The following is a 25970-nucleotide window of genomic DNA, read 5'->3' as shown; positions in this document are numbered from 1 at the left end:
TATGAATGGTGTTTCAAAAAACAAAAAAATGCAAATGGAAATACTTGATGTTCCAAAAATTACAAATACAGCAAGATCACATGAAGATGCAAGAAGAGAAAGAATAGTAGCTCCTAAAGAAGTTAGAAAACAACTTTCCAGAACAGCGGGGTTAAATATGAAAGTAATTGGTATAGTTAGTATCTATGTGGCTATTGTAACTATGGTAGCTTTGCTGAGAGTTTTTGTTTCATTTGATATTTCTGAATTAGGGAAAAAAATGGATATAAAGGAAAAGCAGCTAATTGAACTTAAAAAGGAAGTTGCAAGACTGGATACTCAGACAGTGGATAATGAAGACTTGAAAACCAAAGAAATAAGAGCAAAAGAAAAAGGATTTGATGTTCCGAATGCTCCAATATATATAAATTTGAATAATTAACCGAAGGAGAAATATAACATAAAATCTGTGTTATATTTTTTTATTGACAATATGTGAAAAAATTGATAACATAATAATATGGTGACTAATCAGTTAATTTATTTTTGTAGAATTATTTATAAAAAATTAAAAAAATATGAATAATTTTAAAAAGTAAAAATAAATTTTGAAGGAGGTTATATCTTGGCAAAAGAAGTTTTACAAAAAATAAGAGATGCTGAAGGGGAGTCAGATAAAATTATTGCTGATGCAAATGAAAAGGCAAAAGATATTTTGAAAAATATTGAGCAGAAAATAAAGGATGACGGCGATAAAATGATTTCTGAGGCAAATCTTGAAGTGGAAAATTTGAAGAAACAGTCAATGGATGATGCCGAAAAAAGAGTAAAATCTCTTTTAAGCAGTGAAGAGGAAAATGTAAATAAAATTCTCGAAATTGACGAAAGAAAAATAGATGAAGTTGTTAATTTATTAGCAGAGAGGATTGTGAAATAATGGCAATAGTTAAAATGAGTAGATTTGATTTAGTTGTTTTCGCAGAACAAAGGGCTAAAGTATTAAAGAAACTTCAAAAATTTAAGGAAGTAAATTTTGTAGATATTGAGTTGCGTGATGAAAATGGGGAAGTTAATAAGGATGTTGTTGAAGGCGTTACAAAGTATGTAAACAATGAGGAACTGACTCACATTGATGAGCGTCTTTATCAGTTAAGCAGTGCAATTTCTCTTATTAAAAAATATGATGAGAGAAAAACACGTTTAAGGGATGTTATTCATGGAAATGAAAATTATACGTTTGATGAGTTAGCGAAAAAAGCATTGACTTATGACTGGAAGAAAATTTCTTCTGAGCTAAACCAGATTGGAGCGCAGTATTCACAAATAAAATCGAAAATTTCTAAAAAATATGCACGCTATGACGAAATTGATTTGTGGGAACGGCTGGATGTAAATCCGAAAGAATTAAAGAGCTTGAAAAAGGTAAATACATTTTTGGGGACAGTACCGATAAAATTAAAAGGTAGTTTTATTGACGGCATTTCTAAACTTGATAAAACTTATTATGAAGAGCTGAAAATAGTAAAAGATGAAGTGTATTATCTTGTAATTTCAAGTATTGATGAAAGTGAAAAGGAAAAATTAGCTGAAGTTTTCAGAAACAGCAGTTTTACAGTGGAAAATCTGGATATTGATGCAGTTCCACAAGATTACAAAAATGAATTGCAAAAGGAAATTTCAGGACTGAAAAAGGAAAAACGTAGATTAAAGGCCAAAATCAAAACTTATAGTGAAGACTTAACTGATTTACAGGCGGTTTATGAGTATATGCAAAATAAAAAGCTAAGAATTGTTGAATCAGAAAAATTGGCTCAGACTGAAAATACTATTTTAATAAAGGGATGGATTCCTACTGAAAAGGTAAATGAATTTGAGAAAGTGGTAAAAGACGAGGCTGGGGATAATTATTATTTGACATTTACAGAAGCGGATAGGGATGATGCGACAGTACCGATAAAGTTGAAAAATGGAAAGATTGCAAGTACATTTGAAAATTTGACAGGGATGTATGCTTATCCTAGATATAATGAAATTGATCCGACGCCGCTGTTTACACCGTTTTATATTTTGTTCTTTGGAATGATGGGAGCGGATGTAGGTTATGGGCTTGTATTGCTCTTGGCAACAATGTTTGTTCTAAAAGTAGTAAATTTAAGTTCTCAAATGAGAAAATCTGTCAAGTTTTTCTTTTATTTAAGTTTTTCCGTTATTTTTTGGGGACTTTTATATGGTTCATATTTTGGAGCGACAATTCCAGGAATGTGGAGATTGATAGATCCAGCATCGCAATATAATGATTTATTAATAGGTTCAATTGTGTTTGGTGTAGTCCATATTTTTGTTGGATTGGCAATAAAAGCGTATATGCTAATTAGAGATGGCAAGTCGTTGGAGGCAGTTTATGACGTGCTGTTCTGGTATATGGCACTTATGGGCGGAATAGTTTATTTAATATTCAAACTGATGAATTTATCACCTGTTGTAACAAATGTGTCAATGTGGGTAATGATTGCTGGAATGGCTGGAATCGTACTTACTGGTGGACGTGAAGCTAAGGGGATTGGTGCAAAATTAGGTGGAGGGCTTTACAGCCTTTATGGAATTTCCAGTTATGTGGGAGATTTTGTATCATATTCAAGACTTATGGCTTTGGGGCTTTCTGGTGGATTTATTGCGTCGGCTATAAATATGATTGCCGGAATGATTAGCGGAAGCTGGGTTGGAATGATATTTATTCCAGTAATACTGGTAGCAGGACATTTATTTAATATGTTCTTATCTTTCCTAGGTGCATATGTTCACACTTCAAGACTTATGTATGTAGAATATTTTGGTAAGTTTTATGAAGGTGGAGGAAAGCCGTTTAAAGATTTTAGAACAGAAAGTAAATATGTAAATCTTGATGATTAGTTTTATAATTTAAGTTTAGTAAAAATTATTAATAAATAAAATAGAAAAAATTAGGAGGAAATAAAATGAATTTTTCACAGTTTTTAGTACAAAATGGAGGAATCGTAATGGCGACATTAGGTGCGGCATTAGCGACATTATTAGCAGGTATTGGATCTGCAAAAGGTGTAGGTATCGTTGGGGAAGTAGCTACTGGACTTATGAGTGAGGAACCTGAAAAATTTGGTAAATCGTTAGTATTGCAATTATTGCCGGGAACACAAGGATTATACGGATTCGTTATTGGACTTATGGTGTTAGGAAAATTAAAACCTGAAATGACTTTACAAACTGGATTAGGAATTTTAATGGCTTGTTTACCAATCGCAATTGCAGGTTACGGTTCAGCAATCGCACAAGGAAGAGTTGCCGCATCTGGTATCAGTTTACTTGCAAAAAATGAGGAACAAAACACAAAAGGTATTATTTACTCAGTAATGGTTGAAACTTATGCGTTATTGGCATTCGTTGTATCAATTATGCTATTAGGAAGATTCTAATTTTAAAAGGGGTATTTATACCCCTTAAATATGGTAAGGAGTGAATATGTCTAATTTAAACAATTTAACCTCAAAAATATTAAATGATGCTAAAAAACAAGCAGACGAAATTGTAAGAAGTGCTGAGGAAAAAGCTAAGCAAAAATACGATTTGGAAATAAAAAAGATTACTGTCAAAAAGCAAACATTGCTTGAAAATGCAAGAAGAGAGCGTGAACTGCTTTCAGACAGAATTAAGTCAAGTGCAAACTTAAAGGCAAGAAATGAAAAATTAAAGGCAAAACAGACAGTAATTGATAAAGTTATAGATAAATTAAAAACAAAACTTGTCAATATGAATGAGAGTGAATATATTAATTATTTAACTCAAAATATTGATAAAAAATCTATAACAGGAAAAGAATTAATTGTAAAAAAAGAATTTTTAAATAAAGTAAAAAAAGAATTTCCAAATGCAAAAGTGAAGGAAAATGAGTTTGTAACTTCGGGATTTATCATTGAAGAAAATGGAATCCAGGAAAATTACACTTTTGAAGTGAAACTGGACTTTATGAGGGATGAACTGGAAGTTGAAATTTCAAAACTTTTATTTTCATAAATAGAGTTGCCTGATAACTATTGAAAGTACAATAAAGTAAATATTTACTTTAATTAAGAATAAACAAGTTGTTAAGCATATCTAATATAAAAAATAGAAATGAATCAATAGTTAGTTGTAAGAGTAAAAATTAAAATAAATTTTATCAAGAAATTAAAATATTTTGTGAGAAAAGAAAAAAACTTTTATAATTGACAAAGAGAATCGATAAAGGGAGAAAAAAATGAATAGAATGGATTACGGACAAAGTGTCGTAACTATTAGAGTATTGGAAAAGAGGCTTTTGACTAGAAATAGACTGGAACGGATGATAGAAGCCCAGACTCCCGAAGAAGTGCTAAAATTATTGGGAGAAACGGAATATTCTCAAGATATGGCTGATATTCATGGTAGTCAGGATTATGAAACAATACTGAAAAGAGAAACAGAGCGTGTTTTTTCTATTGTACGAAATATGGTTAAAAATACTGCAATTGTTGATATTTTGTCTCTTAAATATGATTATCATAATCTAAAGGTATTATTGAAAAGTAAAATAACAGGAAAAGATTTTTCAAAATTGCTTATGCAGGCTGGAACGATTGACGCTGGAAAATTTAAGACAAAGTTTGAATTACAAAGTAATGATTTGCCACAGGAAATTTTGGATGCGATTAATGAAGTGCAGAAGGACTTTGAAGAAAATCATAATCCGCAAAGAATTGATATAATTGTAGACAAGCATTATTTTAAAAATTTATCAAGACTTGTTAAAGAAATTGATGTAAAAGTTATTACTGATTATGTTGAAGGATTAATTGACTTTCAAAATATGATAACTTTATTCAGAGTTCAAAAGCAGAATCGTGATGCAAGATTTTTGGAAACCGTTATTTTTGATGGTGGGACAATTTCAAAAAATAAAATTGTTGCGTCAATAAATGATAATATAGATACCATTTTGAATAAGTTCAAGAAAGAAAAACTGGGAATATATCTGACAAAAGGATTGGAAACATTTAGTGAAACAAAAAGATTATCGGAACTTGAAAAAATTTCGGATAATTACCTGATGGAATTAAATAGGGAATCAAAATATGTTGTATTTGGGCCAGAGCCATTGTTTACCTATCTAGTTGCAAAGGAGCGTGAAATCAATGCAGTCAGAATGATAATGGTAAGCAAAATAAACAACATAGGATCGGATAAAATAAGGGAAAGGTTGCGTGAAACTTATGCATAAAATAGGTGTAGTTGGAGATAAGGATTCTATTTTATCATTTAAGGCACTGGGAATTGACGTGTACCCTGTTATTACAAAGGAAGAAGCGAGAAGCACAATTGATGAGATGGCAAGTAATAACTATGGTATTATCTTTGTGACAGAGCAAGTTGCCGCATTAGTTGAAAGTACCATTGAAAGATACAACCGTGAAGTGCTTCCAGCTGTTATTTTGATTCCGAATAATCAGGGAAGTTTGGGAATTGGGCTTAAAAAGATAGATGAGTACGTTGAAAAAGCGATAGGATCTAATATATTTTAGATGAAAGGAGAAAATTCATTGAAAACAGGAAGAATAATAAAAGTATCTGGGCCTCTTGTTGTTGCAGAAGGTATGGAAAATGCCAATGTGTATGATGTGGTAAGAGTTTCGGAGAAAAAATTGATAGGTGAAATTATCGAAATGAGAGGCGATCAGGCTTCTATTCAAGTATATGAAGAAACATCGGGAATTGGGCCAGGAGAAGAGGTTTTTACAACTGGAGAGCCTTTGAGTGTTGAATTGGGGCCTGGGCTTATTGAAGCGATGTTTGATGGGATTCAGCGTCCGCTAAAGGAATATCAGGAAATAGCAGGGGACTTTCTGGATAAAGGGGTAGAAGTTAAGCCTTTAAACAGAGAGAAAAAATGGGAATTTGAGCCTGTATTATCTGTTGGGGCAACAGTTGAAACTGGGGATATTTTGGGAACTGTTCAGGAAACTTCTGTTGTAAACCACAAAATTATGGTGCCAGCTGGAATTAAAGGGACTTTGAAAACTATTAAAAGCGGAAGTTATACAGTAGTTGACACAATTGCGGTTATTGAAACTGAAAAAGGTGAATTGGTAGAAGTTCAAATGATGCAAAAATGGCCAGTAAGACGTGGAAGAAAATATAAACAGAAATTAAATCCAGAAGCTCCGTTAATTACAGGACAAAGGGTAATTGACACATTTTTCCCTGTAACTAAAGGTGGGACTGCGTGTGTACCAGGGCCTTTCGGATCTGGAAAAACGGTTGTACAACACCAAATGGCTAAATGGGCAGATGCAGAAATTATAGTTTACGTAGGATGTGGAGAGCGTGGGAATGAGATGACAGACGTTCTTATGGAATTTCCAGAAATTATAGATCCAAAAACTGGACAATCATTGATGAAAAGAACTGTACTTATAGCAAATACTTCAAATATGCCAGTTGCGGCCAGAGAGGCCAGTATTTATACAGGAATTACAATTGCTGAATATTTTAGGGATATGGGATATTCAGTGGCAATAATGGCGGATTCTACTTCAAGATGGGCGGAAGCACTTAGGGAAATGTCTGGACGGCTTGAAGAAATGCCAGGGGATGAAGGATACCCAGCTTATCTAGGTTCAAGAGCCGCTGAATTTTACGAAAGAGCAGGAAAAGTAATTTGTCTTGGACAAGATGGAAGAGAAGGGGCTTTGACAGTCATTGGAGCGGTTTCACCTCCGGGTGGAGATATTTCAGAACCAGTATCACAGGCGACACTTCGTATTGTTAAGGTGTTCTGGGGACTAGATGCAAATTTGGCATATAGACGTCATTTCCCAGCGATTAACTGGTTAAATTCATATTCTTTGTATCAAGCGAAAGTTGATAACTGGATGAATCAGAACGTGGGGCCTGAATTTTCTAAAAACAGGGCTCGTGCAATGTCATTGTTACAAGAGGAGAACAGCTTGCAGGAAATTGTTAGACTGGTTGGTAAGGATACTTTGTCAGAAAAGGATCAGCTTAAACTGGAAATTGCAAAATCAATAAGAGAAGATTACTTGCAGCAAAATGCGTTTATGGAGTCAGATACTTATACTTCACTTGAAAAACAGGATAAAATGCTTGATTTGGTATTGAAATTCTATGACGAAGGATTAAGAGGGCTTGAAAATGGAGCTTATTTAAGTGAAATTATCGCAATGCCCGTAAGAGAAAGAATTGCAAGGGCAAAATATCTGCCTGAAGCGGAATTAGGTAAAATTAAAGAAATAGCAAAAGAATTGGAAACAGGAATAGATGAACTTGTAAATAAAGGAGGTGTGGCAAATGCTTAAGGAATACAAAACTATTAAGGAAGTTGTAGGGCCATTGATGATGGTTGAAGGTGTTGAGGGCATCAAATATGAAGAGCTTGTTGAAATTGAAACTCAAAAGGGAGAGCTTCGTCGTGGACGTGTGCTTGAAGTAAATGGAGATAAGGCTGTAGTGCAGTTATTTGAAAATTCGGCTGGAATTAACCTGAAAGATTCAAAAGTAAGATTCTTGGGTAGGCCTTTATCACTTGGAGTATCTGAAGATATGATTGGACGTGTATTTGATGGATTGGGACGTCCAAAAGATAACGGGCCGAAAATTATTCCTGAAAAGACATTGGATATAAATGGAACGGCTATAAATCCAGTTGCACGTGATTATCCGTCAGAATTTATCCAAACAGGAGTTTCTGCCATTGATGGGCTAAATACTCTTGTTAGGGGGCAAAAATTACCGATATTCTCTGGTTCAGGACTTCCGCATGCAGAATTGGCACTGCAAATTGCAAGACAGGCAAAAGTTTTGGGAACAGATTCAAAATTTGCGGTAGTATTTGGAGCGATTGGGATTACATTTGAAGAAGCTCAGACATTTACGGAAGACTTTATAAAAACAGGAGCGATAGATAGAGCGGTATTATTTATGAATTTGGCTAACGATCCAGCAATCGAGCGTCTGTCTACACCAAAAATGGCACTTACTTGTGCAGAATACCTGGCATTTGAAAAAGGGATGCACGTACTTGTAATTTTAACTGACTTGACTAACTATTGTGAAGCGTTACGTGAAGTATCGGCAGCAAGAAAGGAAGTTCCAGGAAGAAGAGGATATCCAGGATACCTGTATACCGATTTATCGACAATCTATGAAAGAGCGGGAAGAATTAAAGGGCGTGAAGGTTCGATTACGCAAATACCAATTTTGACAATGCCTGAAGATGATAAGACTCACCCAATTCCAGATTTGACTGGATATATTACAGAGGGGCAAATAATCTTGTCAAGAGATTTGTATAAACAGAATTTAATGCCTCCAATTGACGTTTTGCCGTCACTTTCAAGATTGAAGGATAAAGGGATTGGAAAAGGAAAGACAAGAGAGGATCATGCGGATACGATGAACCAATTGTTTGCGGCTTATGCGACTGGTAAGGAAGCTAAAGAATTGGCTGTAATCTTGGGAGAATCAGCATTGTCTGAAACTGATAAGGCGTTTGTTAAATTTACGACTGCATTTGAGGAACAATATGTGGCTCAAGGCTTTGACAATAACAGAACTATTGAGGATACTTTAAATTTAGGATGGGATTTACTAAAAATATTACCAAGAACAGAGTTGAAAAGAATTAGAGATGAATATTTGGAAAAATATTTACCTGCAGGAGATGAATAAACTATGGCAAGATTAAATGTAAATCCTACAAGAATGGAGTTAAGCCGTTTAAAGGCACGTCTAAAAACTGCCAAAAGTGGACATAAATTGTTAAAGGACAAGCAGGATGAACTTATGCGACAATTTATAATTTTGATAAAGCAGAATAGAAAATTACGTGAAGAGGTGGAAGGGAAATTGCAGGATTCGTTTAAGGATTTTCTGCTTGCAAGAGGGGTAATGTCTGATGAAATGCTGGAAAATGCCATTGCATATTCAGAAGATAAACTTTTTGCAAATATAGAAACTAAAAATGTAATGAGCGTAATTGTACCAAAAATGACTTTTAACAGGGATCTGGAAAGTGCAGAAGTAGCTTATCCATATGGATATGCACAAACATCTGCTGACTTGGATGATGCTGTTGACGGCTTGAATAAAGTGATGAAAGACTTGCTGGAACTGGCAGAAATTGAAAAGGCATGTCAGCTTATGGCAGACGAAGTGGAAAAGACAAGACGGCGTGTAAATGCACTGGAATATATGACAATTCCACAACTTGAAGAAACAATTCGTTATATCCAGATGAAGCTTGATGAAAATGAGAGATCAAGCATTACAAGGCTTATGAAAGTTAAGGATATGATGGCTGAAAAAGCATAAATAAATTAGAAATTTTATCTGGGATAAAAAAATAGAGTCGCTTAATTGCGGCTCTTTTTATGTTTGGCTATTATTTAATATCTTTTTTTGTTTTTATTTCAATATCATTTATTTTGGTATTATTGGACTTTATATTGTCAGATGGTTCACCAAAAATATCTCGGAAAAATCCAACTTCCAGTTCTCTTGAAAATACATTTTTTAAAATAATCATTACAACTGGCCCTATTAAAAACCCAATTACTCCAAAAATTTTGAAACCTGAATACATTGAAATTAGTGTGATTAGTGGATGTACTCCTAAATTTTGACTTACTAATTTTGGTTCCAGCATTTGCCGTACTGATAAAACAAACAAGTAAATTATTATTAGTGCGATTCCTAATTTAATATCAGCCAGTGCAAAGGAAATTATTGCCCATGGAATTAAAATAGTTCCTGCTCCCAAAATTGGCAAGGCATCAATTGCACAGATTATAATTGACATTAACAAAGGGTATGGTACATTTAAATTTAAAAATGACAGTAAATGTAAGCAGATTAAAAGTTCAAAAAAACAAATTGTCATCAAAATAACTTGTGCTTTTATGTAGGAACCTAGAACGGTAAACATATCCGTTTTTATATTAAATACCTTGTCTAACCAAGATTTTGGCAATTGTTGCTCTAAAAATGATACAATCTCATCTCTATCAAGACTTATAAAAAAAGTCGCTAAAATCGTTATGCAGATATATAAAATCAATGTTGGTATAGAAGTAATAAAACTTATTAATCCTTTTATAAACATTCCAAGTCTTGCAGAACCTGACGAAATAAAACTGTTTATCGTATCATTTACCTGCTTTGTAAAACCTGATGGGAAATTTCCAAGATAAGTGTAAACTTTTGCCATATTGTCAACCCATAATTTTTGTGCAATTTCGCTGTAACTATTAAGATTCTGTGATAATTTATAAATTTCACTTATTAACTTTAATGATCCCCATCCTATTACTCCAAAAAATAAAATTAAAAATGTTATAATTGAAATTATTGTAGAAAGTTTTTTTGATAATTTCAACTTCCTTTGTAAAAATCGTGTAAATGGACGTGTCAATATTGATAAAAATAATGCTATTGTAAATGGAAACAAAAAAATTCCAAGTTTAAACGCTATAAATACAACTAGCAGAATTAAAGCAATATATACAAGAAAATATAATTTTTTAAAGTCAAAATTTTTGTAACTTGCCATAATGAAATGCTCCTTTTTCAGTTTATTATTTAGTTTGTAGCATTATTATATAATAAATATGTAAAATTGTAAATGTATAATTTTAAAATGAAATATTTAGATTAGAGTAAAAATTTGTTTTTAAGTATTCAAATAAATAATTTTTATTTTAAAATTTACTAAATGGATTTTGACTAATAAATATTTTTTTCTTAATTTTAATTTAACTACACTGATTTTTTATAATAAATTAAAATCAAGATTATAAAAAATCTTTAGTTGAATATTAAAGGGCAGACTTTGGAATAGATATGTATGAATTTAGAAGTAAAAATACAGTAAATTGTTATTGAATATTAAATAATTATAAACTTCAAATATAATAATCAAAGTTTTATCGTCTGATTTTTAGGGTATTTAAAAATTATAAAAAATTTTTATATTCTAAATAAGTAAGTATTTTCAGTGTTTGTAAGAAAATTTAAAGGTGAGAATTAAAAATTTTAAAAAAAGATTTACGTATAGGTATTGACAATAGAAAAAATTAAGGTATACTTAGAACATAAAGGGTAAAAAAAGTATTATTTAAGTTTTAGGAGGAGTATCAATGTCAAGAGTGGTATTAAAAAAAGTTGAAAAACAATATCCAAACGGCTTTAAAGCGGTTCACGGCATAGACTTGGACATAAAAGATGGCGAATTTATGGTATTTGTAGGGCCATCAGGCTGTGCAAAATCAACAACGTTGAGAATGGTGGCAGGGCTTGAGGAAATAAGTGGTGGTGAAATATACATAGGTGACAGACTAGTAAATGACATTCCGCCAAAGGATAGAGGAATAGCTATGGTGTTTCAAAATTATGCCTTGTATCCGCATATGACAGTTTATGAAAATATGGCATTTGGATTAAAATTGAAAAAAACTCCAAAAGATGAAATTGACAGAAGAGTACGGGAAGCAGCAGAAAAACTTGAGATAACAGATCTTTTGGATAGAAAACCTAAAGAAATGTCAGGAGGACAAAGACAAAGGGTTGCACTTGGAAGGGCACTCGTAAGAGAGCCAGAAGTATTCTTATTCGACGAGCCTTTATCAAACCTTGATGCTAAGTTAAGAGTTTCAATGCGTGTAAGAATAGCACAACTTCATAAGGAACTGAAAACAACAATGATATATGTTACTCACGATCAAGTTGAAGCAATGACTATGGGTGACAGAATAACAGTATTAAAATCAGGACGAATAATGCAGGTTGATACACCTTTAAATCTATATCATTATCCTGCCAATAAGTTCGTAGCTGGGTTTATCGGTTCTCCCACTATGAATCTTATAGATGGTGAATTAGTAGAAAATGAAGGGCGAATATACATAGATTTAAGTGGAACACAAATAGAAATTGCAAGTGAGAAAGCTGAAAAATTGAAAAACCATGTCGGGAAAAAAGTTGTATTTGGAATACGTCCTGAAAATATATCAGTTTCCGAAGTGGAAGACAGTTTTTCAAAAGAGGGGGAAATAAATGTTGTAGAACAGATGGGGAATGAAGAATACATTTATTTTTCACTTAATGATCATCAATTTACTTGCAGATTAAATTCAAATTTTACACAAATTAAGAGCAACAAAACGAAAAAAATATTTAGATTTGACACTTCAAAAGCACATATATTTGATGCACAGACAGAAGAAAATATAAGTTTATAAAATACAGCCTAACATAATCATTTAGCCAAACTTAGACATTGTAGTTAAGTTATTCAATTTTGGGATAATTGGATCTTTTAAGAAGTTAAGCAATTTATAAACTAAAGAATAGTTAATAAAAAGTTAATTTACCAAAAGAAATAGAATTTTAAATATTTTTTAAGTAAAACAAACATTATTATACTTCGATAAATAATTTTAACAAATAGACAAATATAAATTATAAAATTGATAATTCACAACAATCTATAATCTGTTTTGTAAATTAGCTTTAAATTTAATAAATAAAAATAAAAAATATTTGGAGGATTTTATTATGAGAAAAAAAATACTTTTAGCATTGACAGCGTTTTTAATGGCATGTTCATTTATAAATGCGGAAACACTGGAAGAAAGAGTTGAAAGACTTGAAAGAGAGTTGATAGAAACTAAACAGGAATTGTCAAAACAAATAGCTGAAAAACAAACACCACCACCAGCTCCTGCACCAGCATTCAGTATGGCAAGCATAACTGATGGATTTGAATTTCATGGTTACGGAAGAGCGGGACTTCTTATAGATCAACAAGGAGAAAAAGGATCTGCATTTAAAGTACAGGATGAAGGATTTGCTAAAAAATATAGACTTGGTAATGAAGATGATACATATGCAGAAATGGAATTAGTGAAAAAATTTGATATAAATGGGGCACAAGGTTCAGTTCACTACATGTTCTCAACAAAATCAGGTTCAGGAAATGACTATAAAACATGGACTGCAGGAAGTGCAAATGATCCAGGTTCTGAAAATGATTCATTTAAAACTAGACAATTTTATGTTGATATAACACCGAATGGTGGAGCTACATATTGGGCTGGAAAAAGATATTACAACAGAGAAGACATTCATATAAATGACTATTATATTAAAGACTTCTCAGGAACAGGAGCAGGGGTTCAAAACATAAAACTTGGTTCAGGAACAGCTGATGTTGCCCTAATAGCAACAGATCCAGGAAAACATCCTGAATACACACTTCATACTAAATATTCAGTAGGCCCTTGGGCATTTGAATTGGCAGGACATACAATGAGATCAGATTCTACTGATAAAGATATAACTGAATGGGGAACACAAGGTGCAATTAGTTATAGTTTACCAGGATTCTATGGATTTAAAGATAACGGATTTTCTAAAATTGTATTACAAGGTGGGGTAGGACTTGGTTCTGCAAGTGGACTTGGAAGTGCTACTTCATGGGGAGATAGCAGAAAAGATGCTGTATCTGTAAACTTAATCACATATGGACAGGCTAATCTTTCAGATAGCTGGCAAGTTATGCCTGAATTAGGGTATAGATATGATAAAAACTTCTGGGGAGCAAAAGATCAAAGACAACAATGGGTAACAGCAGGAGTAAGAGTTAGCAACCCTATAACAAGCCATTTTGCTATGCAATATGAAACAGGAGTTGACTATGTAAAAGTTCGTAAAGGACAAACAGACTACGACAGTGGATTATTCAAATTAACAGTGGCACCTACTTTAAAACTTGATACAGAAAACTTCTGGGGACGTCCTGAAATCAGAGCATTTGTAACTTATGGACATGGTTTTGGGGATAAGAAAATGATAAGAAAAGATTTGGATGGAAAAGAACATAATAAAGGAGTATTATTTGGAATTCAAACAGAAGTTTGGTTCTAATAGCAAGTTATTGATTTGAAGATAAAATTGGAGGATACAAGGATGAAAAAGATATTATTAATTATTTCGGCTATGATGGTTCTATTTTCATGTGGAAAAAAAGAAGCTGAAAAAACAGATGGAGGTAAACAAGGTTCTGCAATGTCAGAATTAAAGCCAGAAAGTGGAGCTACTTTGAAAATCTGGGAATCTAAAGGAAAAGAAGCGGACTGGATAAAATATGTGGCTCAGGAATTTGAAAAAAAATATAATGTTAAAGTAACTTATGAAAATGTGGAAGCACCTGATGTAGTGAAAAAATTGCAAACTGAAGGAAAAACAGATTCTGGAGCGGCAGACTTGGTAGTTTTCCCTCATGATAATATAGGAACAGCTGCAAGTGCAGGATTATTATTCACATTGGATGATGTACCTGAATTGGTAAATAAAGTGGAACAGGATTTTTATCCAGGGGCTGTAAGCGGATCTAAAGCAATGGATAACAAACATTACGGTGTACCTTTGGCAATGGAAACTTACGCTTTATTCTATAATAAAGATTTATTACCAACAGCACCTGATTCGTTTGAAAAATTAATTGAAGCTACAAAATCATTAACTAATAAAGGTGCACAAAAATTTGGAATTTTATTTGAACCAGCTAATTTCTATTTTTCTTATGCATTCCTTTCAGCTGATGGAGGTTATGTATTCAAAAATGGAACAGATGTTAATGATATGGGACTTAACAACGATGGTGCTGTAAAAGGGCTTGAAGCAATGTTAAAATTAAAAGAAGTTTCTGCTGATAAAGCTCAAGATGTAAATGCAAATGTTATAAAAGCTTTGTTTACCGAAGGAAAAGTTGCAGCAGTAATAAATGGGCCTTGGTTCCTGAGTGATTTAAAAGATTCTAAAGTAAAATATGGTGTAGTACCGTTACCTACAATTAATGGACAAAAACCTAAATCATTCTCAGGTGTAAGAATATTAGGAATTAATTCTACTACTAAATATCCACAAGCAGCAGTGTTATTCCTAGAATTTGCTTCTTCAAAAGAAATGCTTCAAAAAAGATTTGAAATGACAGGACAAATTCCTCCATTAAAATCTTTCGAACCAGCAGATGATATTTCAAAAGCATTCTTAGCACAAATCTCAGTTGCTGAACCAATGCCATCAGTTCCTCAAATGGGAGCCGTATGGGATCCTATGGGAGCAGCATTAGGAGATGCCTGGGCAGGAAAAGCACAACCAAAAGTTGCACTTGATAACGCTGTAAAAGCAATTAAAGATCAAATTGCCGCAACAAAAAAATAAAATAATTAATTAAAAACTTTTTAGTTAGAGATTTAATAAACAATATATAGTCAAACTGCTTTTTTGAACTTTAAGATAAGAAGTAGTTTGGCTAAAATAATTTTATTATTTAATTTTTCGTCTGATTTTAAAATGTTTAGACATAAAATAAATATGGAAAGTGTGGAAGTGAGATGAATAAAGAGAAAAAATTTTTGATAGCTTCGGCACTTTTACCGGGAGCTGGGCAATTTCTGGCTGGACATATAGTCAAGGGAATCCTTTTTGTTGTAATGCATTTACTAATGGGAGGAATACTTCTGGCAGGTTTATTTAGCAATGTAATTTATAAATTTATAAGTCTGGGAGATAAACCTGAAGTAAGGACTATATTTAAGACTACGGCTGGAGATAATTCACTTGATTATCTGGTAAATGGTGCTTTATTTTTTATAATATTAATTTTGTTTACGATTTTTTATGTATATAATTTAAAAGATGCAAAAAAACTTGGGAAATTCATTGATGAAGGAAATAGTTTGCCAAAAGGTGAAAAATACAGAGATTATGTAATGGATGAATTTTTTATGCCGACATTCTTGACACCAGGGGCTTTGGGAACAATTTTTATTGTATTCTTTCCTATGCTTTTGACAGTTTTGATAGCATTTACAAACTATTCAGGGCCAGATCATCTTCCGCCTAAAAATCTATTTGACTGGATAGGATTTCAGAATTTTGTAAGGCTTATAAAATATAAGGAATTATCTAAAACATTTTTTGTAGTTGCAGGATGGACTCTAGTTTGGGCCATTTTAACTACTATATTTAACTTTGCAGCAGGATTGCTTTTGGCACTTATAACTAACAGCAGAAGAATAAAATTTAAAGGATTCTGGAGAGCAATTTTCATACTTCCTTATGCAGTGCCTGCTTTTGTATCATTGTTAGTATTTAGACTGATGTTCAATGGATTAGGGCCTATAAATGCTTTGTTGCATACAAATATTCCATTTTTAACTGATCCAACAGGGGCAAAAATAATTGCAATATTGGTAAATACTTGGTTAGGAGCACCATATTTCATGGTATTAATATCAGGAGCATTGACTAATATTTCGAGTTCGTTGTATGAAGCAGCAGATATAGACGGAGCTACTGAATGGCAAAAATTTAAAAATATAACATTTCCGATGTTATGGCTTCAATTAGGTTCTACAATGATATTAACTTTTGCATTTAACTTTAACAATTTTGGAGCGATTTATCTGTTAACAAATGGACTTCCAGCAGATTCCAGCCTGAGATATGCAGGACATACTGATATATTGGTGTCTTGGATATACAAACTTACAATGGATAATAACTTGTTCAGCTTAGCGGCAACAGTAACTATATTCATATTCCTGTTTGTAGCAAGTATATCTTTATTGACATTGGCTAGATCTAAAACTTTCAATCAGGAGGCGGTGTTGTAAAATGGGAGAAGAAAAAAAAATAAAATTTGATATACTAACCGTGTTTATATACATATTACTTGTTATAATATCACTCATTGTAATATTTCCTGTAATATGGATTGTAGGAGCGTCACTAAGGCCTGGAACTTCAATATTTGGAACTGATATTTTTCCAAAACAGATAACATTTGCTCATTATGCAGAACTGTTTAAGACAGATTATCCAAGATGGTATTTGAATACACTTTTCATAGCAGTAGTAAATATGGTAATTTCATTGTTTATAACAACATTAACGGCTTATATTTTTTCAAGATATAAATTTAAAGGGAAAAAACAGACAATGGTAACAGTCCTTATATTGCAAATGTTTCCATCATTCTTAGCAATGACTGCAATATATGCGTTCTTAAAAAGACTTAATCTAGTTGATACTTATCTGGGACTTCTTGTGATATACATAGCAGGGCAAATTCCTTATAATTCTTGGCTTGCAAAAGGGTATTTTGATGGAATACCTGCGAGTCTGGATGAAGCGGCAAGAGTCGATGGAGCAGGGCCGCTTAGAACATTTTTCCAAATAATCATGCCAGTAGCAAGGCCAATATTAGTTTTTATTGCATTAATTAATTTTACTGCACCTTGGTTTGATTTTATATTTCCAAAAATGGTACTTTTAAGTCCGCATAAGAAGACATTGGCAGTCGGACTGTTTGAGTGGATTTCAGGAGTGAATAACAGTAATTATACATTGTTTGCGGCAGGAGCAATATTGGTTGCGATACCGATAACTTTGCTATTTGTACTGCTTCAGAAAAATATAGTGGCAGGACTGTCAGCTGGAGCTTCAAAAGGATAATCTCGATCTTTCAGAATGAAAGGAAGTTAAATCTATGAAAAAATTAAATAGATGGATTTTATTAATAACAGCATTATTTTTAAGCCTTTTTTCGTGTCAAAATAAAAATATAAAAGACTTTAATAATACTGAAAAAAGTAAAATTGAAAAATCAGGAGTTTATTATGAAATATTTGTAAGATCTTATGCAGACAGCAATAATGACAAAATAGGAGATATTAACGGGATAACTGATAAACTGGATGAATTAAAGGAATTAGGAATACAGGGAATATGGCTTACTCCTATCTTTAAGTCGCCTAGTTATCATAAATATGACGTAACTGACTACTATACTGTCGATCCAGAATACGGAACAAAGGAAGATTTGAAAAATCTGGTTTCAAAGGCACATAGCAAAGGAATAAAAGTAATTTTAGATTTGCCTGTAAACCATACAAGCAAGGAACATCCATGGTTTAAAGATGTGCTCCAGAATAAAAACAGTCAATACAAGTCTTATTATAGAGTGGCAAAAAACAATGATCAGTCTTTAAACCTGAATTCTTATGCAATGAATCATAAAACTTGGAATAAGTTAAATAATGAGGAAATGTATTATGCTATATTCTGGGAAGGAATGCCTGATTTGAATTACAGCAATAGACAAGTCAGGGAAGAAGTGAAAAAGATTGCAAACTATTGGATTAATGAGACTAACATAGATGGCTATAGAATTGATGGAGCGTATCATATATATGGTGATGGAGAATATTCTAAAAATGTTGATTTGGAAAAGGAAAGTGTGAACTGGTGGAAGGAATTTAGAAGCAGTCTTGAAAAGGAACATCCGAATATTTATATTGTAGGTGAAGTTTGGAATGATACAAATAAGATTGCTCCTTATTACGCAGCCTTTGATTCAAATTTTGATTTTGAAATATCGGAAAATGGTATATCCGAAGCGATAATTTCTCAAGATGCTACAACTTTTTCTGACAAATTAACAAAAATATATGAAACTTATGGAAAAGTTGCTTCCAATTACATTGATGCACCATTTTTAACAAATCATGATCAAAATAGAATTGCTAACACCCTGCTTGATTTGAGGCAGCAAAAATTAGCGGCTTCAATATTATTGACATTGTCTGGAAATCCATTTATATATTATGGAGAAGAATTGGGAATGAAGGGAAGCAAGCCTGATGAAGAGATAAGGGAACCTTATTTGTGGGGAAATGAAAATGGACAGACAAAATGGGAGGAAATAAAAAATAATACAGATACACCTACTTTGGAAGTTCAAAAGAAAAATCCTGATTCACTATATAATTATTACAAAAAATGGATAGCTCTAAGAAATGGAAATGAAGCTTTAAAATATGGCGATTTACAAATAGTAAATGTCAATGATAATCAAATATTGGCATATAAACGGACTTATAAAAATAAATCGGTAATTGTTTTACATAATTTATCCAATACAGAAAAAAATGTAAATGTAGATGGAAAAAACGTAAAAATTTCTGGATTGACGAGTGTTTTAGTAAATACAATTTAAATTAAGCTCATAAGTTTTAACAGTTTTATTTAAATCTGGTTTATGAGCTTGAGCATATATTTTAATTAACTAAATTAAACAAATTATAATAATAAAGATGGAGTAGAACAGTTTTTTTATTCTGTCTTTATTTTTTTGTATTTGAATTTTTGTAAATAAAAAAATCCTCTAGTCTAAGAGGAAATTTTTGAAATTTAAAGTATATATTTGGATTTCTTTGATATTGAGCTGACAGAAATAAATTTAGAATTTAAACAATCATAATCATAACTTTTAAGTTTGGTTTAAAGTAATGTTACTATGAATGTATCAGGTTTAAGAAAAATAGAATTTTCATCCGAAGTAAATTCAGAATTAGTCAAAAGAGTTTTTCCTGTATTTGATAATTTAATAGAATTATTTGTATTATTATAATTTATAATAATCTGAGAACCATTATAGTTAATTGTAACTTGTAAAATATCATTTTCAAGAGTCTGAATATTTTGTTTTCCATAAATAATCCAGTTTATGTACTCTTTTCTTAAAGCAATTAGTTTTTTAACAAAATTTTTCATTTCTGTATCTTGCTTATTTTCATCCCAAGGCATAACTCGGCGGCAATCGGGATCTGATCCACCTTTCATGCCGACTTCGGTACCGTAATAAATACAAGGGGATCCTAAATGAAGGAACATAAAGACTAATGCGGACTTCACAGCATTATGATTTTCTTTGGCTGTGGTAAGGATACGCTCGGTGTCGTGGGAATCAAGCATATTAAGCATAACTTCATTAGTTTGCTGACGATAGTACATAAGTTGGCTGTTAATCTGGTTTTTAAAATCTTCTGTTGAAATTGTTTTTGTTAAAAAATAGCTTTTAATACTGGTTGCAAGCGGATAGTTTGTTACAGCGTGAAATTCATCACCATTTAGCCAAGGATGTGCATTATGCCAAACTTCGCCTAATATATAAATGTCTGGCTTGATAGTCGTTACAGCTTTATGAAATTTTTTCCAGAACTGATGATCGATTTCATTTGCCACGTCTAACCTCCAAGCATCAATATCAAATTCCCTTATCCAGTAAGTTGCAATATCAAGTAGATATTGTTGAACTTCGGGATTGGATGTATTGAGTTTGGGTAGTTTAGGACTGAATTTAAAGGTGTCGTAGTTTAAATAATGATGAATATTTGGGAATTTTTCTGTTTTCGCATAAACTGGAAAGTTATGAATATGAAACCAGTCACAGTAAATGGAATTTTTCCCATTTTTTATTATATCCTGCCATTGACTTGAATTGTTGCCAATATGGTTAAAAACAGCGTCCAACATAATTTTCATTTTTCGTTTATGAGCTTCTTCAACTAATTTTTTAAAAATTTCCCTATTTCCAAAATGCTTATCAATTTCAAAATAATTAACCGTATCGTATTTATGATTGCTTGGTGCTTCAAATATAGGACAGAAATAAAGTCCTGTAATACCTAAATCTTTTAAATAGTCAAGTTTTTGGAGTATCCCATACAAATCACCACCAAAAAGATCATCATGTTTAGGCGAAATATCCGTATCCCAGGCTAAACTGTTTATGGGAGAAATTTCAGGCTTTCCATTGGCAAAACGCTCTGGAAATATTTGATACCAAACGGTATCTCGCACCCATTCAGGCACTTTTATCCTGTCAGAGTCATGTAAATATGGAATTCTAAAGCTGTTTGAAGCATCCTTGTACTGATGTGGCTGATTTTCGGCAACTCCCATATCGCCAAAAAATACGTTTTCTCCATCTGTCCCTGTTATTTCAAATAGATACGAAATTCGATGATAATCAACTTTTACACTGACTTGCCAGTAGTCATGACAAAGATCACTTGTAATTATTGACATTGGAATATGGTACTGATAGTCCTGCGTAAAATCAAACAGGGCTGTATCGCCATAATGCAGTATCATTTGAGCGACATCGTTCTTTTTTGTCCTTAATCTAATGTGAATTTCGTCTTTTGTATAAAGATAGGCATATTCTGATTCAGTCCTATGATAAAATGCCGATTTTTCCATTAAATTACCCTCCAATTTATATTATTTTTTATTTTACAAATTTGTTTTTAAAGAATTCTAAATATATATTCATTTTTTATAAAATTAAACAGTTTAAGCAAATATGTTTTACTCAGATATTAAAGTTATTTTCAAATTCTTGTTCCAGCCAGTCGGAGTTAAGTTTAGAAGAATAAAGATATGGTGATGTAATTGTTAGGCTTGAAACTAATGTTGCATATTTTAAACAGTCAGTAATTGGTTTTTGTTTTGAAAAACCATATAAAAAACCGCTTGCAAAAGAATCACCAGCTCCATTGGAATCTACAAGTCTGTATTGCCTTAAAATTCCTTCAGAGTAGATTTCACCAGTATTCATCAATATTTCTGAACCTAATTTTCCGTGTGTGCAGACAACAAATTTTTTATCTTTAATAAGTTCTTTCATTAAAGATTTCAATTCTGTCTTAGAATGGATAGAATCGGAACTCATAAATATTGCATCAGCATAGGGGATAAATTCTTTATGCCAAGGGTTTTTACCATCATAATCATGAATATCTAGCCAAATTTTATTTTTATAATCTTTTAACAAAGGAAAAAGATGTTTAACAAACTCACAAATATCAAGTAATATTATATCAGCATCATCAATAGCCTTTTTAAACGGTTTTAAGTCAATATCTTGATTAGCCATTCCAACATGAGTGTAGATACTTATCCGTTTCCCATGTGAATCCATTAAATTAGTATGCATCTCAGTGTTTTCTTTATCTTCAATATAAAAAAATCTGATTTTTTCTGAACTTAAAACATTTTTTATATTTTTTCCAGCCTCATCATTTCCAAATTTTGTTGCCAATGTAACATCAAACCCTAATTTACTAAGGTTTATAGCTTTTCCCGCAGCAGTTCCTCCCAATATTTGCTTATGATCACTTGCAAATATTGTTGTTGGTTTTGAAGGAAATTCATTAACACTAATTATTGTATCCCAAGAAGTTGTTCCGATTACAAGTATTTTATTCATTTGAGTTCCTCCTAAAATATATTTAATTATCATAAAATAAATTATTGAAAAAATATTATAAATATTATCAAAAATTTTCTTTATCTTATAAAAGTATACCATTTTATTTATTTTATTTCAATATTTTTAAAATTAAGTTTGTTCAATAATTTTATTTTAAAATTACTAATTTAAATACTTAAAGATTATAGAATTTGATAAATTATATCGCTAGACAAATTTAATAAATAAAAATACAAAAAAATTAATCAACTCATGTTAAAGTTAAATTAAATAAAAAATTTTAAAAAAATGACATAATTTTGTCAAAAAAAAATGATATTCTATGAAATAGATGTTATAATAAGTCTTGATTAAAAAAATAAGCTGTTTATTCTGAATGAAAGGAGATTGCATGGTTAGAGTATTTTTAAATTTTAAAAACAGGAAAATACAGATTTTATCAGCATTATTTATGTTTAGTCTAGTAGGATTTGGGACAAATGTGGATGATTTGATTTCACAATACGAAAAAAATTCTTATACAACCAAAATTAATGAAAAAAGTATGAGGAAATATGACATAAAAGATAAGGTTCTGAAAAATGGGGATTGGAATGAGGTTACTGTAACATCGGATAATAATTATTCATTGCACAGTGAGGCAAATGGACTTACTATGGAAAATAATGTGAAATATGGAATTTTCTATTATAGACATGGGTATAATTTTAGAAATAAGGAAGTTACTCAAAATAAAATTGGAATTTCAAAGACATTGAATGATTATTTTGGTTATAGTGATAATAAGTATAATAAAAAAACAAATCAGATTTCACGGAATATACAAAAAATTACGAATGAAACTACTAAAAATTCTGAAATACGTGATTTGATTGATTTGTACAAAAATTATAAGAATAAACAGAAGGCAATTGAACAGGAGGCACTTACGCTGGAAGATACTAAAAAGGACTATGCTATTCAGTCTAAAAAATATGAACTGGGGACGGCATCACAGTATGATTATGAGCTGGCAAGGACAGAATATGAAAATTCTCAGTTAAAATATGAAAATCTTGGGCGAGAATTACAAGTTTTGGGCGAGCAGTTTACAGTTTATAATATCACATTGCCTGAAAAAGAAAAATTGGATGACTTGAAAAAGGTTGAGCTTAAAAAGGATGATTTTTATGCACTTAGATTATCAGAGGCTGAAACAATAGAATTAAATTCACAGTTGAATAATGAGCAGCTTAGAAAAGAAAACATTGATTATAAGTATCCAAAGCTGACTGGGGATATTGGATATTCATTGAAGGATCATTCAGTTGTTGTGGGACTTTCTGTTTCAAAATCTTTCAAGAGATATAACGATACGATAGAGGATTTGAAAAATGAAGCGGATAAATTGAGATTACAGTATGAACAGAAAAAAAATGAGCTGGTGTCAAATGCAGGGCAGCAGATGATAACTTACACAACTTACCAGACAAATGAATTAACAGCTGAAAATACAATGAAAATCAAGAAAAAAGAGTATGAAGTCTATGCCAAAAAATATGAATTGGGAGTTGACACATATTCCAACTACGTGGAAAAACGAAATAACTATAAAAAGGCTGTAATGGACTATGAAACTGCCAAAAATGAACTAGCGGCATTTACTAAAAAAATAAAATATTATAAGTAAAAATTATTATTAATGTAAAAAAATAAAAATTAGGAAAGTGGTGATTTTGTGGAAATAAAGACAGAATTTTCTGAAATAGTTGAAACGATTGAATCAAAGAAGAAAAAGTCAAAAAATAAAAATTATTTTTATAAATTTATGACATTTTTAGCTGTAATGTTGTTTGTTACAGTTTCATGCGGGAAAAAAGAAGCAGAACCTGAATATGAAGTTACGACAGTTGAGAAAGGGGACATTTCATTATCGGTGTCGAAAACAGGACAGGTTGTATCAGATAACTCAGTATCAGTTTATACGACAGCAAGTCAAAGGGTTAGTAAAGTATTTTTTAAAGAAGGGGATAATGTAAAAAAAGGGGATGTTGTTGTAACATTTTATCCAGTTGATAAAAATGAAACTTTGAGAAGAATAAAAATGAAAACTTTGGAAATTCAAAAATATGAGAGAAATATAGCCGATGCTCAGGGCTCGCTTAGAAGAAAAAAAGAGTCTAAAAGTATAGAAATTCAGCAAAAATCAAGAGATTTACATAATGCTGAAGAACTGTATAAAGTCGGTGGAGAAACAAGAGTGAATGTAGATGATGCAAGAAAAGCTTTAAGAAATTCAAGATTGGATTTAGAAACAGTAGATAGTGAGCAGAGAGCTAGCGTGGAAGATTCAAGAACTGCCTTAAAAACTGCAAAACTAGAATTGGCGACGTTGCAGGAAGATTTGGCACTTATAAAAAATGAAATAACAAGTCCAGTGGATGGAGTTATTACAGAAATGACTGCCGATGAAAATTATAAAGTAAATACAGAAACAACTTTATTTAAGGTGTCAGATTCTCAAAATATGAGAGTGGAAGTGAGCCTGTCGGATACAGAAGTAAAAAATGTAGAAGTAGGACAAAGAGTGGAAATTACATCGGATGCACTACCTAAGGGAGAAAAAGTTGAAGGTTATGTAACACAAATCTCTGGAGTGGCTAAAAAAAGCTCATCGCTTGATGAAAGTAACACAGTCGTAAAAATTAAAATAAATGAAACTAAGGGCTTGAAACCAGGTGCTACAATAACAGCAACAATTTTTTACAAAGAAAGTAACAATGTAACAAAACTTCCATATAGTTCTGTTATTAATGAAAATGGTAAATATTATGCCTTTGTTGTAGGAAAAGATAACAAAGTTTCAAAAAGGGAAATTAAAGTTGGAGTAAATGATGATACTTTTTATGCTGTGGAATCAGGAGTATCAGCAGGAGAAAGAGTAATCACTACTGTGGATGAGAGATTAAAGGATGGACAAAAAATAAAAATTGCAGATCCTTCAAAACAGAAAGTGGTTCCTAATGGTGTAATATTTAAGGAAGAAAAACCGGCAGGAAATGCTGGAGGGCCTGATGGGCCACCGCCAAGATAGAAAAATAAACTTTAACTTTAGAGGTAAATTTTTATGATAAAAGTGAGCGATATAGTAAAAATATATAAAAATGGAAGTATGGAATTAAAGGTTTTGAAAGGGCTTAATCTTTCTGTAAGCGAAGGGGAATACGTGGCTTTTATGGGGCCTTCAGGAAGTGGAAAATCAACTCTTATGAACATTTTAGGCTGTCTTGACAGCCTTACTTCTGGAACTTACATTTTGGATAATCAAGATGTTTCAACCATAAAGGGAAATGCCCTCGCTGAAATAAGAAATAAAAAAATAGGTTTTGTCTTTCAAACTTTTAATTTATTGCCCAAAATGACGGCTGTAGAAAATGTAGCTCTCCCAGCCCTTTATGCAGGAGTAAAAAAAGCAGAAAGAATAAAAAGAGCAACAGAAGCATTGGAAAGTGTGGGATTAGGTGAAAGAATCCATCATAAGCCTAATGAAATGTCAGGAGGACAAAGACAGAGGGTAGCAATAGCAAGGGCAATAATAAATAACCCGAAAATCCTTCTGGCAGATGAACCGACTGGGAATCTGGATTCAAAATCAGGGGAAGAGGTTCTGGAGATTTTTAAAAAACTGAATGATAATGGAACAACAATAGTAATGGTTACACATGAGGAAGATGTGGCGGAACATTGTAAAAGAATTATCAGATTAAAAGACGGTGTAATAGAAAAGGATGAAATTGTTCAGCATCGGAGAGGAGTGTAGTGT

22 protein-coding genes are annotated in these 25970 nt (G+C 31.9%); 19 read left to right on the top strand and 3 right to left on the bottom strand.

Annotation, left to right across the window (positions count from 1 at the left end; all coding sequences use genetic code 11):
- Position 1 precedes the first annotated feature (1 nt).
- From K324_RS0110525 to K324_RS0110480, 10 genes are all read left to right on the top strand, one after another.
- The gene (locus K324_RS0110525; protein ID WP_026749088.1) at positions 2–421 is read left to right on the top strand and encodes a hypothetical protein; all 420 of its coding nucleotides are present in this window, start codon (positions 2–4) and stop codon (positions 419–421) included.
- A 183-nt stretch (positions 422–604) separates the two neighbouring features.
- Positions 605–916: an ATP synthase subunit G gene (locus K324_RS0110520; protein ID WP_026749087.1), complete on the top strand. Its 312-nt coding sequence runs from the start codon at positions 605–607 to the stop codon at positions 914–916.
- Positions 916–2889 (top strand): V-type ATP synthase subunit I, encoded by a 1974-nt coding sequence (locus K324_RS0110515; RefSeq protein ID WP_026749086.1) that lies wholly within the window; start codon positions 916–918, stop codon positions 2887–2889. The genes K324_RS0110520 and K324_RS0110515 overlap by 1 nt, the downstream gene beginning before the upstream one ends.
- Positions 2890–2954: 65 nt before the next feature.
- On the top strand, positions 2955–3428 hold the full coding sequence (locus K324_RS0110510) for a V-type ATP synthase subunit K (protein WP_015769010.1): 474 nt from the start codon (positions 2955–2957) through the stop codon (positions 3426–3428).
- A 46-nt stretch (positions 3429–3474) separates the two neighbouring features.
- On the top strand, positions 3475–4026 hold the full coding sequence (locus K324_RS0110505; protein WP_026749085.1) for a V-type ATP synthase subunit E: 552 nt from the start codon (positions 3475–3477) through the stop codon (positions 4024–4026).
- Positions 4027–4249: 223 nt separating this feature from the next.
- Positions 4250–5248, top strand: coding sequence for a V-type ATP synthase subunit C (locus tag K324_RS0110500; protein WP_026749084.1), 999 nt, complete (start codon positions 4250–4252; stop codon positions 5246–5248).
- Complete coding sequence (locus K324_RS0110495; protein ID WP_026749083.1) at positions 5241–5549, top strand: V-type ATP synthase subunit F; 309 nt, start codon at positions 5241–5243, stop codon at positions 5547–5549. The genes K324_RS0110500 and K324_RS0110495 overlap by 8 nt, the downstream gene beginning before the upstream one ends.
- An 18-nt stretch (positions 5550–5567) precedes the next feature.
- Entirely contained in the window at positions 5568–7343 is a 1776-nt protein-coding gene (locus K324_RS0110490; RefSeq protein WP_026749082.1) for a V-type ATP synthase subunit A, read from the top strand.
- A complete protein-coding gene (locus K324_RS0110485) occupies positions 7336–8715 on the top strand; it encodes a V-type ATP synthase subunit B (protein ID WP_026749081.1) in 1380 nt (459 codons plus the stop codon). The genes K324_RS0110490 and K324_RS0110485 overlap by 8 nt, the downstream gene beginning before the upstream one ends.
- A 3-nt stretch (positions 8716–8718) precedes the next feature.
- Complete coding sequence (locus K324_RS0110480; RefSeq protein WP_026749080.1) at positions 8719–9357, top strand: V-type ATP synthase subunit D; 639 nt, start codon at positions 8719–8721, stop codon at positions 9355–9357.
- Between the two features lie 70 nt (positions 9358–9427).
- On the opposite strand, the gene ytvI is transcribed toward K324_RS0110480, so the two are convergent.
- Complete coding sequence (gene ytvI, locus K324_RS0110475; protein WP_026749079.1) at positions 9428–10594, bottom strand: sporulation integral membrane protein YtvI; 1167 nt, start codon at positions 10592–10594, stop codon at positions 9428–9430.
- Positions 10595–11180: 586 nt separating this feature from the next.
- Between ytvI and K324_RS0110470 the strand changes: the two genes are divergently transcribed.
- From K324_RS0110470 to K324_RS14860, 6 genes are all read left to right on the top strand, one after another.
- A complete protein-coding gene (locus K324_RS0110470) occupies positions 11181–12281 on the top strand; it encodes an ABC transporter ATP-binding protein (protein WP_026749078.1) in 1101 nt (366 codons plus the stop codon).
- 316 nt (positions 12282–12597) lie between these two features.
- On the top strand, positions 12598–13968 hold the full coding sequence (locus K324_RS0110465; protein WP_026749077.1) for a carbohydrate porin: 1371 nt from the start codon (positions 12598–12600) through the stop codon (positions 13966–13968).
- 42 nt (positions 13969–14010) lie between these two features.
- Positions 14011–15267, top strand: coding sequence for a sugar ABC transporter substrate-binding protein (locus K324_RS0110460; protein ID WP_026749076.1), 1257 nt, complete (start codon positions 14011–14013; stop codon positions 15265–15267).
- Positions 15268–15440: 173 nt separating this feature from the next.
- Positions 15441–16724: a carbohydrate ABC transporter permease gene (locus K324_RS0110455; RefSeq protein WP_026749075.1), complete on the top strand. Its 1284-nt coding sequence runs from the start codon at positions 15441–15443 to the stop codon at positions 16722–16724.
- 1 nt (position 16725) lies between these two features.
- A complete protein-coding gene (locus K324_RS0110450; RefSeq protein ID WP_026749074.1) occupies positions 16726–17565 on the top strand; it encodes a sugar ABC transporter permease in 840 nt (279 codons plus the stop codon).
- A 34-nt stretch (positions 17566–17599) separates the two neighbouring features.
- Positions 17600–19108 (top strand): alpha-amylase family glycosyl hydrolase, encoded by a 1509-nt coding sequence (locus tag K324_RS14860; RefSeq protein ID WP_036095619.1) that lies wholly within the window; start codon positions 17600–17602, stop codon positions 19106–19108.
- Between the two features lie 284 nt (positions 19109–19392).
- Here K324_RS14860 and K324_RS0110440 read toward each other — a convergent pair whose 3' ends face one another.
- Together K324_RS0110440 and K324_RS0110435 are read right to left on the bottom strand one after the other, a co-directional pair.
- Positions 19393–21156: a glycoside hydrolase family 13 protein gene (locus K324_RS0110440; protein WP_026749073.1), complete on the bottom strand. Its 1764-nt coding sequence runs from the start codon at positions 21154–21156 to the stop codon at positions 19393–19395.
- A gap of 112 nt (positions 21157–21268) precedes the next feature.
- Positions 21269–22165: a carbohydrate kinase family protein gene (locus K324_RS0110435; protein WP_026749072.1), complete on the bottom strand. Its 897-nt coding sequence runs from the start codon at positions 22163–22165 to the stop codon at positions 21269–21271.
- 394 nt (positions 22166–22559) lie between these two features.
- Between K324_RS0110435 and K324_RS0110430 the strand changes: the two genes are divergently transcribed.
- The 3 genes from K324_RS0110430 to K324_RS0110420 are packed head-to-tail and all read left to right on the top strand — an operon-like array spanning position 22560 to position 25967.
- The gene (locus K324_RS0110430; RefSeq protein ID WP_026749071.1) at positions 22560–23837 is read left to right on the top strand and encodes a TolC family protein; all 1278 of its coding nucleotides are present in this window, start codon (positions 22560–22562) and stop codon (positions 23835–23837) included.
- A 48-nt stretch (positions 23838–23885) separates the two neighbouring features.
- Positions 23886–25241, top strand: coding sequence for an efflux RND transporter periplasmic adaptor subunit (locus K324_RS0110425; protein ID WP_026749070.1), 1356 nt, complete (start codon positions 23886–23888; stop codon positions 25239–25241).
- A gap of 33 nt (positions 25242–25274) precedes the next feature.
- Positions 25275–25967, top strand: a complete 693-nt coding sequence (locus K324_RS0110420) for an ABC transporter ATP-binding protein (RefSeq protein WP_026749069.1) — start codon at positions 25275–25277, stop codon at positions 25965–25967.
- Positions 25968–25970 lie beyond the last annotated feature (3 nt).

This window comes from Leptotrichia trevisanii DSM 22070 (genome assembly GCF_000482505.1).
Lineage (GTDB): Bacteria > Fusobacteriota > Fusobacteriia > Fusobacteriales > Leptotrichiaceae > Leptotrichia > Leptotrichia trevisanii.
Note: the sequence above shows the minus strand (reverse complement) of the source record. Positions and strands in the feature narration are given on the sequence as shown.